Genomic DNA, 15,459 nt, shown 5'->3' with positions numbered 1-15,459 from the left:
CCCTAAACCGTTCGGCTCAGATACGGCCGAGCAGCAAGGCCTGGTCGATGCCCGCGGCGGCGCCCGGGCCCGCGGGCTGTGCCGCGCGCGCCATCGCGTCGCTCCACCAGCGCTGCAGCGATTCGAAGTGCAGCAGGGCCGCGTTGAAGGTGTCGGGGTCGCCGTCGTCGGGCCCGAGCTCGCCGATCAGCATCAGCTCGCCCTGGTCGCCGTCGCGCGCGATGCGCAGGTGGCCCACCTCGCGCCACAGCGCGTTGTAGGACAGCGCGAGGTTGAGCGCGGCCAGCTCACCGCCCGGGGGCGGCAGGCCGAGGCCGGCCGTGAACACCACGCAGGCCCAGGGGCCGGACCACTCGACGGCGAAGCCGCCGCCGTGGTGGAACCCGACCCACCAGCTGGCGTCGTCGGTGCCGTCCACCTCGGCGATCTGGCCGAGCCGGTCCCGGGCCTGTTCGAGCAGGCGCTGGACATCCTGGGCGTCTTGAAGGGGGTGCATGCGACGAGCTCCTGGAGAGGCCGGATGCCGTGGGTCGTCGGGGCCGCCCGGGCCGTTCCGTGTCTAGGCAGCACGGCGGGCGGCCTCCCCCGGCCGGCCGGCGCGGCGCGCCGGTACGCCGATTGCCTGGGGCGGGTCTGTTGATCCGTGGAGAACACCATGGCGAAGTACGGTCCCAAGGCGGCCGAGAAAGTCGAGCAGGCCATGCACGAGATGAAACGCGGCCAGCTGCGCTCCGGCGGCTCGGGCCGGAAGGTCACCGACCCGAAGCAGGCGGTGGCCATCGGCCTGTCGCAAGCGCGGCGCGCGGGCGCCCAGGTGCCCAAGCGCCCGGCCGCCAAGCGCTGAGCGGCCGCGCCGCGGCCTGGCCTGGGGGTTGCTTGGGCGCTGGCCATGAGCCACCCCGCCGCCCCTGCCCCCGACCTCGGCCTGAGCAAGCTCGACAGCGCGCTGCTCAACATCCTCATCAAGGACGGCCGCGCCTCGTTCGCCGACCTGGCGCGCCAGCTCGGCATCTCGCGCGCCCATGCGCGCGCCCGCGTGCAGGCCCTGCAGGCCAGCGGGGTGATCGAGCTGTTCGCGGCCGTCATCAACCCCGAGAAGCTCGGACAGGTGAACTCCACCTTCCTCGACATCGTGGTGCTGCCCTCGGCCATCGAGCGCGTGGCGCAGGAGCTGGCCGACTGCCCCGAGGTGGTGAGCCTCTACATCATGAGCGACCTGCGCAGCCTGCACGTGCACGTGCTCACCGAGAGCCCCGCGAGCTTCGAGGCCTTCGTGCACCGCCACGTGTTCAACCGGCCCGAGATCACCGCGGTGGACTGCAAGACCCTGCTCACGCGCGTGAAGAACCGCCGCGGCGGCGCCCGTTTGTGACGCGCCGCGGGTGCACCGGCGCTGTGCCCGCTTGCCAATCGTTCGCGCGCGGGGCCCGGGGCGCACAAACGTCGGCCATCGCGGCACGGGATGCCGCTTGTTGCATGACAAACGGCGGCAGCAGGCGATTGCACTGAACATTCGGCGGCCAGGCCGGCCGCCGCCGCCCGCCGGTGTGCACCAAAACCGGAAGCATGCGTACCGATTTGCCCCACCGAGGCGCCATCGACGGCCGCGCGGGCGGGGAAAACCGCGTGGCACAGGGTTTGCGAACAGGCGCTTCCGTCGCCGAACAAACGGCACGCCGTCCCTTCCATCCGAACCGACTGGAGCCTGACCATGAGCCTGATCCGCCGCCAATTCCTCACCCGCGCCGCCCTTGCCACCAGCGTGGTCGGTGCGCCCGCCGTGGCCAACGCGCAGAGCGCGCGCTTCAACTGGAAGATGACCAGCGCCTATGGCAAGGGCTCGCCCTTCTACATGGACGGCCCGGGCAGCGCCACCGACCTCGCCAAGCGCATCCGCGAGATGTCCGACGGGCGCCTGAACATCCAGGTGTTCGGCGCGGGCGAGCTGATCCCGGCCTTCGAGGGCTTCGACGCCGTGCGCGCCGGCACGGTGGAGATGAACCACGCCAACAGCTACTTCTGGACCGGCAAGACCTTTGCCGCGCAGTACTTCACCGCCGTGCCCTTCGGCATGAACTTCCAGGGCATGAACGGCTGGCTCTACGACGGCGGCGGCATCGACCTGTGGAACGAGGTGTATGCGCCCTTCGGCATGGTGGCCATGCCCTGCGGCAACACCGGCGTGCAGATGACCGGCTGGTTCAAGAAGGAGATCAAGTCGGTGGCCGACTTCAAGGGCCTGAAGATGCGCATCCCCGGCCTGGCCGGCAAGGTATACGCCAACCTGGGCGTGGACGTGAAGGTGCTGCCGGGCGGCGAGATCTTCCCCGCGCTCGAGCGCGGCGTGATCGACGCGGCCGAATTCGTGGGCCCGTTCCAGGACCGCCGCCTGGGCCTGCAGAAGGCGGCCAAGTTCTACTACACCACCGGCTGGCACGAGTCGTCCACTGTGTCCGAGCTGCTGATCAACAAGGCCGCCTGGGACAAGCTGCCCAAGGACCTGCAGGCCATCGTGAGCAACGCGGCCGCGGCCTGCAACGTGATCAGCGAAGGCTGGTGCCAGAAGGCCAACTCCGACGCCATGGAGGACCTGGTGAAGAACCAGGGCGTGATCGCGCGCCCGCTGCCCGACGACGTCATCAAGGCCCTGCGCACCGAGACCGACAAGGTGTTGGCCGATGCGGTGAAAGACCCGCTGGTGAAGAAAGTGCACGACTCCTACTTCGCCTTCAAGGCCAAGTACGACCGCTGGAGCGAGATCAGCGAAGAGGCGTACCACATCAAGGTCCGCGGCTGAGCGCAGAAAGGCGGTTTCCATGTTCAAGCCCTTGCGCCCGCTGGCCGGGTTCGTCGAGGGCGCGATCGACCGCGTGGGTTCGCTCACCGCGTGGATCGCGCTGGTCATGATCGGCCTGGTGGCCGTCAACGTGCTGCTGCGCTATGCCTTCAGCGTGGGCTCGGTGTGGGCGCAGGAGCTCGAATGGCACCTGCTCGCGGCGTTGATCCTGCTGGGCATGAGCCACGCGGTGCAGCGCGGCGGCGAGGTGCGGGTGGACCTGTTCTACGCGCGCTTTCCCAAGCCGCTGCAGCGTGCGGTCGATGTGGCCGCCGCGCTGCTGCTGATCGCGGTGAGCCTGGCCTTCATCAAGCTGTCCATCGCCTACGTGGGCCAGTCGTATGCCATCGACGAACGCTCGGCCGACCCGGGCGGCCTGCCGTACCGCTGGGCCATCAAGGCGCTGATCCCGGTCGGCTACGGCCTGCTGGTGCTGCAGCAGCTCGCGCACCTGGTGCGCCTGCTGGCCGGCCACGACACCGCGGAGGACAGCCGTGTTTGAGATGTCCACCTACGCGCTCATGATGCTGGGCGGCTTCTTCGTGCTGCTCATGCTGGGCATTCCGGTGGCCGTGAGCCTGGCGGTCTCGGGCTTCGTGTTCGGCTGGCTGGGCTTTGGCGAGACCCTGTTCAGTCTGCTGCCCGCGCGCTTCTACGGCATCGTCGGCGGCTACCAGTGGATGGCCATTCCGCTGTTCGTGTTCATGGGCGTGATGCTCGAGAAATCGCGCCTGGCCGACGACCTGCTCGACGTGATGGGCCACCTCGCGGGCGGGCTCAAGGGCGGCATGGCCATCGGCATCGTGCTGTTCGGCGTGCTCATGGGCGCCACCACCGGCATCGTGGGCGCCACCATCATCACGCTGGGCCTGCTCACCCTGCCCACGCTGATCCGGCGCGGCTACGACAAGGGCGTGGCCTGCGGCGTCATCTGCGCCTCGGGCACGCTGGGCCAGATCATCCCGCCCAGCCTGATCCTGATCCTGCTCTCGGACATCATGCAGCTCTCGGTCGGCACGCTGTTCGCGGCCGCGGTGGGCCCGGGCCTGCTGCTCGCGCTGGTCTACATCGCCTACCTGGTGGTGACGGGCTGGCTGCGCCCGGCCACCATGCCCGCCATACCCCAGGCCGAGCGCGATGCGGTGTCGCGCCGCGAGCTGTGGACGCGCTTCTTCAAGGTCCTGGTGCCGCCGGTGATGCTGGTGGTGGCGGTGCTGGGCTCCATCGTGGGTGGCGTGGCCGCGCCCACCGAGGCCGCGAGCATGGGCGCCGTGGGCGCGGTGCTGGTCACGCTGTTCTCGGGCCGCTTCAACATGAAGGTGCTCAAAGACACGGCGCTCGAGACCAGCAAGATCACCGCGGTGATGATGCTCATCCTGATGACCGCGCAGGTGTTCGCGCTGGCCTTTCGCGGCCTGCACGGCGAAGACCTGATCGCCGCCCTGTTCGACCAGCTGCCCGGTGGCGTGAACACCGCCATCTGGTTCCTCATGGCCATCATCTTCGTGCTGGGCTTCTTCGTCGAATGGATCGAGATCAGCTACATCGCCGTGCCGCTGTTCCTGCCCATCCTCACCAGCATGGGCGTGGACCCGGTGTGGCTGGCCATGCTCATCACGGTCAACCTGCAGTCGAGCTTCCTCACGCCGCCCTTCGGCTGGGCGCTGTTCTACCTCAAGGGGGTGGCGCCACCCGAGGTGAACATCAAGGACATCTACAAAGGCGTGGTGCCCTTCATCGGCTTGCAGGCGCTCACGCTGATACTCGTGTTCCTGTTCCCGCAGATCGCGCTCTGGCTGCCCAAGGCGATCGGCTGGTGAACCCGAACACCCCGGAGACCTTTTCACCATGATCCACACCCTCAGGGCCTACGGCGGCATGGCCGTGGCGCCGCACCACCTGGCCGCGCAGGCCGCGCGCGACGTGCTGCGCGACGGCGGGAACGCCGTCGAGGCCATGGTGGCCGCGGCCTCGACCATCGCCGTGGTCTACCCGCACATGAACGCCATCGGCGGCGACGGCTTCTGGCTGATCCACGAACCCGGGCAGGCGCCGGTGGCAATCGAGGCCTGCGGCCCCGCGGCCCAGGCCGCGACGCCAGGCTTCTACCGCGACCAGGGCCTGGGCGCGATCCCCGCGCGCGGCCCGCTGGCCGCGCTCACCGTGGCTGGCACCGTGGGCGGCTGGGCGCGTGCGCTCGAGGTCTCGTCGCGCTGGGGCGGCGCGCTCGGGCTGCCGCGCCTGCTCGCGCCCGCCATCGGGCACGCGCGCGAGGGCGTGGCCGTCACCGCGAGCCAGGCCGGACTCACCCGCGCCAAACTCGGCGACGGCCTGGGCGATGCGCCCGGCTTCGCCGCCACCTTCCTGGTCGACGGCGAGCCGCCCAAGCCCGGCCAGCGCCTGCGCCAGCCCGCGCTGGCCGACACGCTGCAGCACCTGGCCACGCGCGGCCTCGACGACTTCTACCGCGGCGAAATCGGCGCGCGCATGGGCGCTGCGCTGCAGCGCGTGGGCAGCCCGGTGACGGCGGCCGACCTCGCGGCCTACCGCGCGCGCTTCGTCGAGCCGCTTGCGGTGCGGCTGGGCGACAGCACGGTCTACAACCTGCCGCCGCCCACCCAGGGCCTGTCCACGCTGATGATCCTGGGCCTGTTCGAGCGCCTGGGCGTGGCGGCGGACCAGGGCGAGTCCTTCGCCCACGTGCATGGCCTGGTCGAAGCCACCAAGCGCGCCTTCCGCGTGCGCGACCGCCTCGTGACCGACCCCGACCGCCTGCCCGGCGACCCGCGCGCCCACCTCACGCCCGCCGCGCTCGACGCACTGGCCGCCGACATCGACCCCCAACGCGCGCTGCCCTGGCCCGAACCGAGCCGCCCGGGCGACACCATCTGGATGGGCGTGGTCGACCGCGAAGGCCGCGCGGTGAGCTTCATCCAGAGCGTGTACTGGGAGTTCGGCTCGGGCACGGTGCTCGATGGCCTGGGCGTCTGCTGGCAGAACCGCGGCACCAGCTTCTCGCTCGAGCCGGCCGCGCTCAACGCGCTCGAGCCCGGCCGCAAGCCCTTCCACACGCTCAACCCCTCGCTCGCGCTGTTCGACGACGGCCGCGTGATGCCCTTCGGCACCATGGGCGGCGAAGGCCAGCCGCAGACGCAGGCCGCGCTGTTCACGCGCTACGCGCGCTTCGGCCAGGGCCTGCAGCAGGCGGTGAGCGCGCCGCGCTGGCTGCTCGGCCGCACCTGGGGCGCGAGCAGCACCTCGCTCAAGCTCGAAAGCCGCTTCGACGCCGGCCTGGTGCGCGCGCTGGCCGACGCCGGTCACGTGGTGGAAGTGCTGGGCGACGCCTTCAGCGACACCATGGGCCACGCGGGTGCGCTGGTGCGCCACGCCGACGGCCTGATCGAAGGCGCGGCCGACCCGCGCAGCGACGGCGCGGTGGCCGCGGTGTGAGCGCGGGCGCGGGGCTGCTACCGTCGGGGCATCCTCAACACCGCACCGCCCCGGGAGCCGTATGCGCCGCTATCTGTTCGCCCTGTCCGCCAGCCTCGCCTTCGCCGCCCACGCCGAAGACATCGGTTCGGTCGACACCGTCTTCAAGTTCATCGGCCCGGACCACAAGATCGTGGTCGAGGCCTACGACGACCCGGGCGTGAGCGGTGTCACGTGTTACCTCTCGCGCGCCAGGACCGGCGGCATCAAGGGCGCGCTGGGCCTGGCCGAGGACAAGGCCGAGGCCTCGATCGCCTGCCGCCAGGTCGGCGCCATCGCCATCGCCAAGCCGCTCAAGCCGCAGGAAGAGATCTTCAGCGAGCGCACCAGCCTGGTCTTCAAGCGCCAGCGCATCGTGCGCATGGTCGATCCCAAACGCAACGCGCTGGTCTACCTCACCTACTCCGACCGCCTGATCGAAGGCTCGCCGCAGAACTCGGTGACCGTGGTGCCGGTGGACCGGGCCACGCCGATCCCCCTGCGCTGAAGGACGCCGGCGCGGCCCCGCTCAGTGCGCGCCGGCGGCGGCTTCCGCCGCGGCGGCCGATGCCAGCCCCTGACGCTGCGGCGCGCGCGTGAGCCACACCAGCGGGATCAGCGCCAGGAACAGCATGGACGACAGCCAGAAGATGTCGGTGGCCGCGAGCGTGAAGGCCTGCTGCTGCACCAGCCGGTCGATCGCGGCGAGCGCCTGCTGCTGCGTCATGCCGCCGCCCATGAGCTGGGTCAGCGTGGCCTGCGTGGCCGGGCTGCCCAGGTTCACGGCCTCGGCCAGCTGCGCATGGTGCAGCGTGGCGCGGCTCTCCCACACCGTGGTGGCCACCGAGGTGCCGACCGCGCCGAAGGTGATGCGCACGAAGTTCGACAGCCCCGCGGCCGCGGGAATGCGATCGGGCGCGAGGCCCGAGAGCGTGAGCGTGTTCAGCGGCACGAAGAAGAAGGCCATGGCCACGCCCTGCACGATCGTGGGCACCAGGATGGTCGCGAAATCGGCCTGGGTGGAGAAGTGCGAGCGCAGCAGCATCACCAGCGCGAACACGCCGAAGGCGAAGGTCACGTAGCGCCGCGGATCGACCCGGGCCACGGTGGCGCCCACGAAGGGCGAGAGCACGATGGCCAGCAGGCCCACGGGCGCGGTCACCATGCCGGCGTCGGTGGCGGTGTAGCCCATGTACTGCTGCAGCCACAGCGGCAGCAGCACCACGTTGCCGAAGAACAGGCCGTAGGCCACCGAGGTGGCCAGTGTGCCGGCCCAGAAGTTGCGCCGCTGGAACAGCTTGAGGTCGACCACCGGATGTTCGTCGGTGAGCTCCCAGGCGATGAAGAAGGCAAAGCCCACCGCGGCCACCACGGCCAGGCCCGTGATCAGCGGCGAGGCGAACCAGTCGTGCTCCTTGCCGAGGTCGAGCACCATCTGCAGCGCGGCGATCCACAGCACCAGCAGGGCCAGGCCCACGCGGTCGATCGGCAGCTTGCGCACCGGGCTTTCGCGGCGGTGGTAGATGCGCCAGACGAAGAAGGCCGCGAGCAGGCCCACGGGCACGTTGATGTAGAAGATCCAGGGCCAGTCGATGTTGTCGGTGATCCAGCCGCCCAGCAGCGGGCCCATCACGGGCGCCACCAGCGTGGTCATGGCCCAGGCCGCCATGGCGCGGCCGGCCTGCTCGCGCGGGTAGCTCTGCAGCAGCAGCGCCTGCGACAGCGGGATCATGGGCCCGGCCACGAAGCCCTGCAGCACGCGGAACGCGATCAGCATGGGCATGTTGGGCGCCAGGCCGCACAGCAGCGAGGCGATCACGAACAGCAGCACGCTGGCCACCATCAGCCGCACCTGGCCCAGGCGCTGCGTGAGCCAGCCCGTGAGCGGCACCGCGATGGCGTTGGCCACCGCGAAGCTGGTGATGACCCAGGTGCCCTGGTTGGGGCTCACGCCGAGGTCGCCCGCGATGGCGGGCAGCGACACGTTGGCGATGGACGTGTCGAGCACGTTCATGAACGTGGCGGCCGAGATCGCGAGCGTGGCCCACAGCCGCGTGCGGCCTTCAATGGGCGTGTGCGCCGCCGCGGTGGCGGCGGGTGGGGCGCTGGCCATGGTCAGCCCGCCTTGTTCGCGGCCAGGCGGGTGTGGCCCAGGTTGGCGTCGATGATGCGCTGCACGCGCGCCTCGGCGTCGCCGGCGGCGTGGTCGAAGGCCTGCGTGCTGCTGCGGTTGCTCGCGGGCGCAGTGGCCAGCGTGCGGCCGTTCTGCTGGTGCACGTCCACTTTCACGTCCATGGAGAGGCCCACACGCAGCGGGTGCGCCTCGAGCTGTCCGGGGTCGAGCGCGATGCGCACCGGCACGCGCTGCACCACCTTGATCCAGTTGCCGCTGGCGTTCTGCGCCGGCAGCAGCGCGAAGCTCGCGCCCGTGCCCGCGCCCAGGCCGGCCACGTGGCCGGTGTAGCGCACCTGCTTGCCGTAGGCGTCGGCGGTGAGCTCCACCGGCTGGCCCATGCGGAGGTGGCGCAGTTGCACCTCCTTGAAGTTGGCGTCGACCCAGACCTGCTGCAGCGGCACCACCGACAGCAGCGGCGCGCCCGCGGCCACGCGCTGACCGAGCTGCACCGTGCGCCTGGCCACGTAGCCGTCGACCGGCGCGGGCAGCGTGAGGCGCTGCGTGGCCAGCCAGGCCTCGCGCACCTTGGCGGCGGCGGTCTGCACCAGGGGGTGCTGTTCGACCGAGGTGCCGTCGGTCATGGCGCGGTTGCTCGCGAGCTGTTCGCGCGCGGCGTTGAGCGCGGCCTCGGCCGCGGCCTGCGCGCTGCGCGCGGCGGCCAGCTGGGCCTCGGCGTGCTGCAGCTCTTCCTTGGACACCGCGCCATTGCCCGCGAGCGACTGGCGCCGCTGCAGGTCGTCGCTGGCGCGCGCGACCTCGTTGCGCGCGCGCGCCACGTCGGCCTGGCGCGCCGCGGCCTGGGCGTCGAAGGCGCCGTTGTCGGCGTAGAGCTTGCGCACCTGGCGCACGGTCTGCGCGAGCTGGGCCTCGGCCTGTTCGAGCGCGAGCTGCGCGTCGGCCGGGTCGAGCCTGACCAGCGGCTGGCCGGCCTTCACGAAGTCGGTCTCGTCGGCCAGGATGGCCTGCACCGTGCCGCCGATCTGCGGCGTGATCTGCACCAGGTCGCCCTGCACGTAGGCGTTGTCGGTGGTTTCGTACTGGCTGGCGACCAGCCATTCGTAGCCGCCGGCGGCGAGGCCGCCGAAGACGACCACCGCGGCGATGGCGAGCAGCGCCTTCTTGCGGTTCGGGTTGCCGGGAGCGGGGGTGGGGGCGGTGTTCTGGTCCATGGGGAGCGTCCGGAAGAAAGGGGGTGTGCGGTGGGGCGTGGGTCAGCGGGCTTGGGGCGCGTCGGCCTGCCAGCCGCCGCCCAGGGCCTGTGCCAGGTTCACCTGGGCCTGCAGGGTGCGCGCGCGCAGGTCGGCGTCGAGCCGGCGCTGCGCGAGCACGGCCGATTCGGCCGACAGCAGCTGCAGGTGGCTCGAGAGGCCCGCGCGGTAGCGCTGGCCCGCGATGTCGTAGGCCGACTCGGCGGCCTGCAGCGCCTGCTGCTGTTGCGCGCGCTGCAGCGCCACCGAACGCGCCGAGGCGAGCTGGTCGGCCACCTCGTGCACGGCCTCGATCACGGCGGCGTTGTAGCTCTCCACCGCGGCGTCGAGGTCGGCGTTCCTGCCGCGCAGGTTGGCGCGCAGGCGGCCGGCGTCGAAGATGGGCAGGCGCACTGCCGGGCCGATGCCCCATTGCTGCGCGCCGCTGCTCAGCAGCTGGTTGAGGCCGATGCTCGAGAGGCCTACGGTGGCCACGAGGTTGATGTTGGGATAGAACTGGGCGCGCGCGGCGTCGACCTCGCTGCCCGCGGCCTGCACGCGCCAGCGCGCGGCCGCGATGTCGGCGCGGCGGCCGAGCAGGTCGGCCGGCAGGGCCTGCGGCTCCGGCAGCGGCTGCAGCGCGGCCAGCTGCGCGGGCGAGCGCAGCGGGTTCTGCGCGGGTTGGCCGATCAGCGCGGCGAGCGCGTTCTGCGCCAGCGCCAGTTGTTCGTTCACGGCCTCGAGCTGCTGGCGCGCCTCGGGCACGGTGCCTTCGCTCTGGCGCAGTTCGAGCACGCCGTCGAGGCCGGCCGCGGCGCGCTCGCGCACCAGGCCCAGCATGGCCTCGCGCTGCGCGAGCGCGCGCTCGGCCAGCGCGCGCTGTTCCTGCAGGCGGGCGATCTGCACGTAGCTGCGCACCACGTTGGTCGAGAGCAGGGTGCGCGCGGCGGCGGCGTCGGCCTGCGCGGCCTGGGCGTTGCCGAGCGCGGCGTCGAGCGCGGCGCGGTGCTTGCCGAAGAAGTCGATTTCCCAGCTGCCGTTGAGCTGCAGCGTGGCGGTGTCTTCGATGCGGCCGGCCAGCGGCGCCGGGATCATGCCCTTGGCCGTGAAGCGCTGGTGGGTGGCGTCGAAGGCGCCATTGAGCTGCGGGCCGCGCGCGGCGTCGGCCCCGTCGGCGGCCGCCAGCGCGCGCGCCACGCGGGCCTGCGCCATCCGCAGGTTGGGGTTGCCCTGCAGCGCCTGGTCCACCAGGCGGTCGAGCTGCGCGTCGCCGAGCGCGTGCCACCACTGGGGCGCCACCGGCGCCACCTCGGCCGCGGCCTGCTCGGCGCTCAGGCCCAGCGAGGCCGCGTCGCGCAGCTGCGCGCTCGAAGGCACGATGCCCTGCTGGCTCGCGCAACCCGCGAGCAGCGCGGCGGCCGCGATCGGCGCGAGCAGCCAGCGCGTGAAGGAAGCAGCGGTGTTCATTGGCCGGCCTCCTGCAGCGAGGTGGCGTTGTCGAGCATGCGCCGCAGCAGCGCCTTGAGGGTGTTGAACTCCTCGCGTGTGAAGCCGCGCAGCAGCTCGTTCTGCACCCGGCACAGGCTGGCCGGGATGTGCTCGGCGGTGGCGCGGCCCTGCTCGGTGAGCGCGAGCTTGACCACGCGGCGGTCTTCGGCCGAGCGCTCGCGCTCGATGAAGCCCTTTTCTTCGAGCCGGTCGACCATGCGCGTGGTGGCGCCGGTGTCGATGCGGCATTCGCGCGCCAGCTCGGTGGTGGTGGAGGCGTGGCCCTGGTGCAGCTTGAACAGCGGCATCCACTGCGCCTCGGTCAGGCCCAGCGGGGCCATCTCGCGTTCCACCTCGGCGGTGGTGGCGAGCAGGATCTGGCGCATGAGCCGGCCCACGGCTTCGTCGGGTTGCAGGGAGTCGGGCCGGTAGAAGGCGGTGGCGGGAGGACGGGATTTCATGGCCGTGAATTTACTTGCCTAGGCAGATATTGTCGCGGCATTAAATCACGGCCGAAGCGACCCGCGGGTCGGCGGCGGGGCAAAGACGGGGCTGCGGCCAGGGGCATTGCCCCGGGCGGTGCGCTGGCGGGTCTCAGGTCGAAGGGGTGACCTTGATGAAGGCGTCGCGCACGTAGCGCGGCGTGAATTCGAGCCGGAGCTCGGTGTCCGCACTGCTGCTGAGCTTGCCGCCCATGTCGAGGTTGGACTGCAGCCGTACCAGCGACAGCAGCGCCGTGGCGGCCGCCCCCGCGCCCTTGAGCGCGCCCGCGATGCCTGCCGCGGTCTTGGCCAGGCCGTCGCTGTCGAAGCCGATCTTGCGGCTGGCGTCCACCGTCACCCCGGCGTTGCTGCCCAGCGTGGCGCTGAATTTGTGCTGGCCATCGGGCGCGAGGTCCACGCTCAGTTCCACCTGCAAGCGGCGGGTCTTGCCCTGCACCACCACGTTGTCGCCGCGGATGAGCTCGGCGAACTCGCTGCCCAGGTCGCGCTGCATCAGGTCATGCACCAGACTCACCAGACCGCGCAGGTTCACGCCGGTGCTCGCGAATTGCGGTTCGTTGAGGAAGGCGAGGTCGCTCTCGGCGTACATCGGCTCGTAGTGCGCGCGCACGCTGTAGCTCGCCGGCGGCAGCTGAACCGAACGCCCGACGGCCACGCCGCGCTCCACCTGCAGCACGGCCGAGGCCACCGGGCCGGCGGTCTGGTTCGCATGGCCGGGGCCGAAGAAGTACAGCGTGACGGTGCCATTGAGCGCGCGCGTGGCGCCCACGCTGTCGGCCACGCGCGCGCTCAGCAACACGTCCACCGTGCGCGGGGCGGGCGGCGCGGCCGGCGCCGCGAGGTTCTGCCGCAGGTGGTCGGCCTTGATCTCGTCTTTCTCCGGCTGGGGCAGATCGAGCTTGTCGAGCAGCCGGTCGGTGACCACGCCCTGGTCGAAGGCCTGCGTGGGCGCGAGGCTGCCGGCGTAGCGGCCCGGGTCCAGCGACACGCCCGAGGCAGGGGCGTCGGTCTTGCCTGCGGCCGGCGCGGCCGGCGCGGCCGATGGCGCAGGGCTGGTGCCGCCCCAGGCCGCCCCCACGCCCGCGCCGCTGAGGGCCGGTGGTTTGGCCGCTTCGATCAGCTTGGCCATCACCTGCGCCACCTCCTGCCTGGCCGACATGTCGCGGAAGATGTCGCTCTTGCCCATGAGCTCCAGGGCCTTGGCCACGGCCTCGCCCACGCCCGGGAAGCCCGGCCAGTTCTGCACGCCGAGCACGCCCTGGCCCAGGCTGTCGGGCGTGATGGTGGGCATGCTGCCGCGTGCACCCCCCTTGAGCGCGTCGATGTTGGGCAGCAGCGAGACGGGCAGTTCGTCGAACGCCCAGTAGCGCGTGATGTCGCGCTCCTCGGCCGCGTTGCACTGGCCCAGGTGGGCTTCGGCGAACACGCCGCGCGTGGGCAGCGAGGCGATGCTCTCCCGCGGCGCGGGCGGCGTGCCCACCTCGGCGGCCGCGCGCAGCTCCTCGGGAAGTTCGCCGTGGTAACGGAAGGCCAGGTGGTTGCCCGACATGGCCAGCGGCTGGTCGCCGGCGCGCGCCATCACGTGGCCGGCGTAGGGCATCAGGCGCATGCGCCGCTCGCGCGGATCCATGTTGAGCCACACCTGGGCGCCGTAGTGGAAGCGGTTGTCATTGAGGTGGTTGACAAGCGCGGTCGCGAGCACCTCGTCGGGCACCGCGGCCGTTGCCGACGCGGGCGCCGGCGTCGGACCGGGCGCGGGCGCCGGCGCGCCGAAATCGGGCGTGCGCAGCGGCGCGCTGGTGTTCTCGATGAACTGGTCGGAGGCGGTGGGCGGAAACAGCTCGTGCTGCCCGTCGGCCAGCGCGTAGGTGTGGTCCACGAGCACGTGCTCGCGGTCGACCGTGCGGGCGGTGACCTTGAGCGCGCGCAGGTTCCAGCCGTCGAGCTCGGCGCCCGGGATGTTGGGGCCCACGCGGCGCCAGCGCAGCACGATGCGGCGCAACTGGCGCAGGTCCAGCGTGGCGGCGGTGTTCACGAAGCTGGCGACGATGCGGCCCGCGGGGCCGTTGGCGCCGCTGCGCGCTTCCAGACCCACGTTCCAGCCCGGCCATTGCGCGGGGAATTGCGAGATGTTGGTGAACTGCTCGAGCACCGGCGGGCGGCTGTCGAGCGACACCAGGGGCACTTGCGTGCCGTCGGCCAGCTCGGCGAGCACGCGGATGGCGCCCGCGGTGTCGGCCGGGGCGACGAACTCATTGAGCAGGTAGTTGCGCCGCCATTCGGTGCTGAAGGTGACCACGAAGCGCGTGGCCACCGGCGAAGGCGCGTCGGGTGCGGCGGGGGCGGCTGGGGTGACGGACGGCGCCGCGCCGGTCTGGCCCGCGCCCGCGGCGATGCGCTCGATCGCGTCGAAGCCCGCGGCGTGGCGGCGGTCGAGCAGCGCGGGCTCGAGCTGCGCGCGGTAGCGGCGCGCCAGGCCGCGGTCGAAGCCGATGGGCGAGACCGGCACCAGCACGCAGGGGTCGGCCCGGACGTACTCGGTGCGCACGGCCAGATGGCGCAGGATCTCGTAGTAGAGGATGGACAGGGCATGGCCGCGGTTCATGTTGGCCACGATGCGCGTGGCCAGTTGGTCGCTCTCGGCCTGGGTGGCCTGCACCACCACCGTGCTGTTCTGCGTGCGCGCGAGGTTGGAGCGCTGCATGACCTGCTGGTGGATGTTCTCGTGCGCCGAGGCCGCGACCTCGCGCGTGCCCTCCGTGTAGGCCATACCCGCACCGATGGAATGGCGTCCGGCCGCCGAGATGCCGTACTGCGGGATGGTGAAGTCCATGGCGCCTGCGAGCCCGCCCATGATGGACGCGCCGCGCTGCATCTCCTCCACGCGCCCGCTCACGATGTCGTCGATGTCGCGCTCGGCGGTCTGCTCGTGGGTGAGGCCTTCGCTGCTGCTGTTGCTGCCCTCGCGCCGGGCCTGGTCGCTGCGTTTCCAGTCGATCACCGCCACCTTCACCGCTTCGCCGGGCGCGAGGGTGAGGCTGTACTTGATCTCGCCCAGGGAATGGCCGAGCGAGCGCCAGGTCTGGCGGAACTCGAGCAACTGGCCCCAGAGGATGTGGGTGTCCTGTGCCGGCTCGGCGCCCACGCTGGGCAGCGCGCTCACGGGCTCGCGCCCCCGCGCAGGCGTGAGCACCGCCACCTCGTGCAGCGTGTACTCGCGCAGGGGCAGGCTTGCCGGCATCAGGTGTTCGCAGCTGCCGTCGCCGGTGCGCACCAGCGGCTGCATCAGGAAGGACTGCGGCGACAGCGCGTAGTCGGTGGCGTCGGGCTCGCTCACGCGGCCCTCGGGCCCGCGTGCCACGGGCTTGTCGGCGCGCAGCACCACGGGCGTGTCGGCATCGAGCACCAGGCCCAGCGCGTTCCAGGGCGCGCTCGCCACCGGCGCGTTGGGCGCGAGCTGCGGGTCGCGGGCCTCGCGTTCGAACAGCAGGCGCGAGCATTCGGGGTTGCCGGGCACCTCCAGCGTGAGCGCGACAGGCTGGTTCGCCGCCTGCTCGCCCGCCGCCGCGAGCGCGGCCAGCAGGCGCTGCCCTTTGTCGTTCTGGCGCAGCTCCAGCCGGGCGTAGCCCTGGCGATCGGTGAAGGCCGTGGCGAGTTCGAAGCGCTGTGCTTTGGCCACGGTGAGCACCAGGCTCACCGGCGCGCCCGCCACGGCGCGGTTGCCCTGCGCCGACAAGACGAAGACCCTGAGTTTCATGGCGATGGCTCCTGTCAGGCGCATGGGCGCCGAAGAGGCCATTG

Annotated in this window: 13 protein-coding genes; 7 read left to right on the top strand and 6 right to left on the bottom strand. The window is 71.7% G+C overall.

Annotation, left to right across the window (positions count from 1 at the left end; all coding sequences use genetic code 11):
- Nucleotides 1–16: 16 nt before the first annotated feature.
- Nucleotides 17–496 carry a type III secretion system chaperone gene (locus tag WDZ95_RS14775; protein ID WP_425779458.1) on the bottom strand — a complete coding sequence of 160 codons (480 nt, stop codon included), beginning with the start codon at nt 494–496 and terminating at the stop codon, nt 17–19.
- Between the two features lie 159 nt (nt 497–655).
- Between WDZ95_RS14775 and WDZ95_RS14770 the strand changes: the two genes are divergently transcribed.
- The 7 genes from WDZ95_RS14770 (at nt 656) to WDZ95_RS14740 (ending at nt 6,812) form a co-directional block, all read left to right on the top strand.
- Nucleotides 656–844 (top strand): DUF6496 domain-containing protein, encoded by a 189-nt coding sequence (locus WDZ95_RS14770; RefSeq protein ID WP_425779456.1) that lies wholly within the window; start codon nt 656–658, stop codon nt 842–844.
- A 45-nt stretch (nt 845–889) separates the two neighbouring features.
- A complete protein-coding gene (locus tag WDZ95_RS14765) occupies nt 890–1,372 on the top strand; it encodes an Lrp/AsnC family transcriptional regulator (RefSeq protein ID WP_425779454.1) in 483 nt (160 codons plus the stop codon).
- A gap of 339 nt (nt 1,373–1,711) precedes the next feature.
- Nucleotides 1,712–2,797, top strand: coding sequence for a TRAP transporter substrate-binding protein (locus WDZ95_RS14760; protein ID WP_287469225.1), 1,086 nt, complete (start codon nt 1,712–1,714; stop codon nt 2,795–2,797).
- Nucleotides 2,798–2,816: 19 nt separating this feature from the next.
- The gene (locus WDZ95_RS14755; protein WP_425779452.1) at nt 2,817–3,338 is read left to right on the top strand and encodes a TRAP transporter small permease subunit; all 522 of its coding nucleotides are present in this window, start codon (nt 2,817–2,819) and stop codon (nt 3,336–3,338) included.
- Between the two features lies 1 nt (nt 3,339).
- A complete protein-coding gene (locus WDZ95_RS14750) occupies nt 3,340–4,656 on the top strand; it encodes a TRAP transporter large permease (protein WP_425779950.1) in 1,317 nt (438 codons plus the stop codon).
- Between the two features lie 28 nt (nt 4,657–4,684).
- Complete coding sequence (locus tag WDZ95_RS14745) at nt 4,685–6,286, top strand: gamma-glutamyltransferase family protein (RefSeq protein WP_425779450.1); 1,602 nt, start codon at nt 4,685–4,687, stop codon at nt 6,284–6,286.
- A 61-nt stretch (nt 6,287–6,347) separates the two neighbouring features.
- Complete coding sequence (locus WDZ95_RS14740; RefSeq protein ID WP_425779448.1) at nt 6,348–6,812, top strand: CreA family protein; 465 nt, start codon at nt 6,348–6,350, stop codon at nt 6,810–6,812.
- 21 nt (nt 6,813–6,833) lie between these two features.
- Here WDZ95_RS14740 and WDZ95_RS14735 read toward each other — a convergent pair whose 3' ends face one another.
- The 5 genes from WDZ95_RS14735 to WDZ95_RS14715 form a co-directional block, all read right to left on the bottom strand.
- Nucleotides 6,834–8,417 carry a DHA2 family efflux MFS transporter permease subunit gene (locus WDZ95_RS14735; protein ID WP_425779446.1) on the bottom strand — a complete coding sequence of 528 codons (1,584 nt, stop codon included), beginning with the start codon at nt 8,415–8,417 and terminating at the stop codon, nt 6,834–6,836.
- Between the two features lie 2 nt (nt 8,418–8,419).
- Nucleotides 8,420–9,649: an efflux RND transporter periplasmic adaptor subunit gene (locus WDZ95_RS14730; RefSeq protein WP_425779444.1), complete on the bottom strand. Its 1,230-nt coding sequence runs from the start codon at nt 9,647–9,649 to the stop codon at nt 8,420–8,422.
- A gap of 42 nt (nt 9,650–9,691) precedes the next feature.
- The gene (locus WDZ95_RS14725; RefSeq protein WP_425779442.1) at nt 9,692–11,134 is read right to left on the bottom strand and encodes an efflux transporter outer membrane subunit; all 1,443 of its coding nucleotides are present in this window, start codon (nt 11,132–11,134) and stop codon (nt 9,692–9,694) included.
- Nucleotides 11,131–11,616, bottom strand: coding sequence for a MarR family winged helix-turn-helix transcriptional regulator (locus WDZ95_RS14720; RefSeq protein WP_166228771.1), 486 nt, complete (start codon nt 11,614–11,616; stop codon nt 11,131–11,133). Before WDZ95_RS14720 ends, WDZ95_RS14725 begins: the two co-directional genes overlap by 4 nt.
- A 133-nt stretch (nt 11,617–11,749) precedes the next feature.
- Nucleotides 11,750–15,415, bottom strand: a complete 3,666-nt coding sequence (locus WDZ95_RS14715; protein WP_425779440.1) for an Ig-like domain-containing protein — start codon at nt 15,413–15,415, stop codon at nt 11,750–11,752.
- Nucleotides 15,416–15,459 lie beyond the last annotated feature (44 nt).

This window comes from Hydrogenophaga sp. T2 (assembly GCF_049843535.1).
GTDB classification, from domain to species: domain Bacteria; phylum Pseudomonadota; class Gammaproteobacteria; order Burkholderiales; family Burkholderiaceae_C; genus Hydrogenophaga; species Hydrogenophaga crocea.
This window is presented reverse-complemented; position numbering and strand designations above follow the sequence as displayed.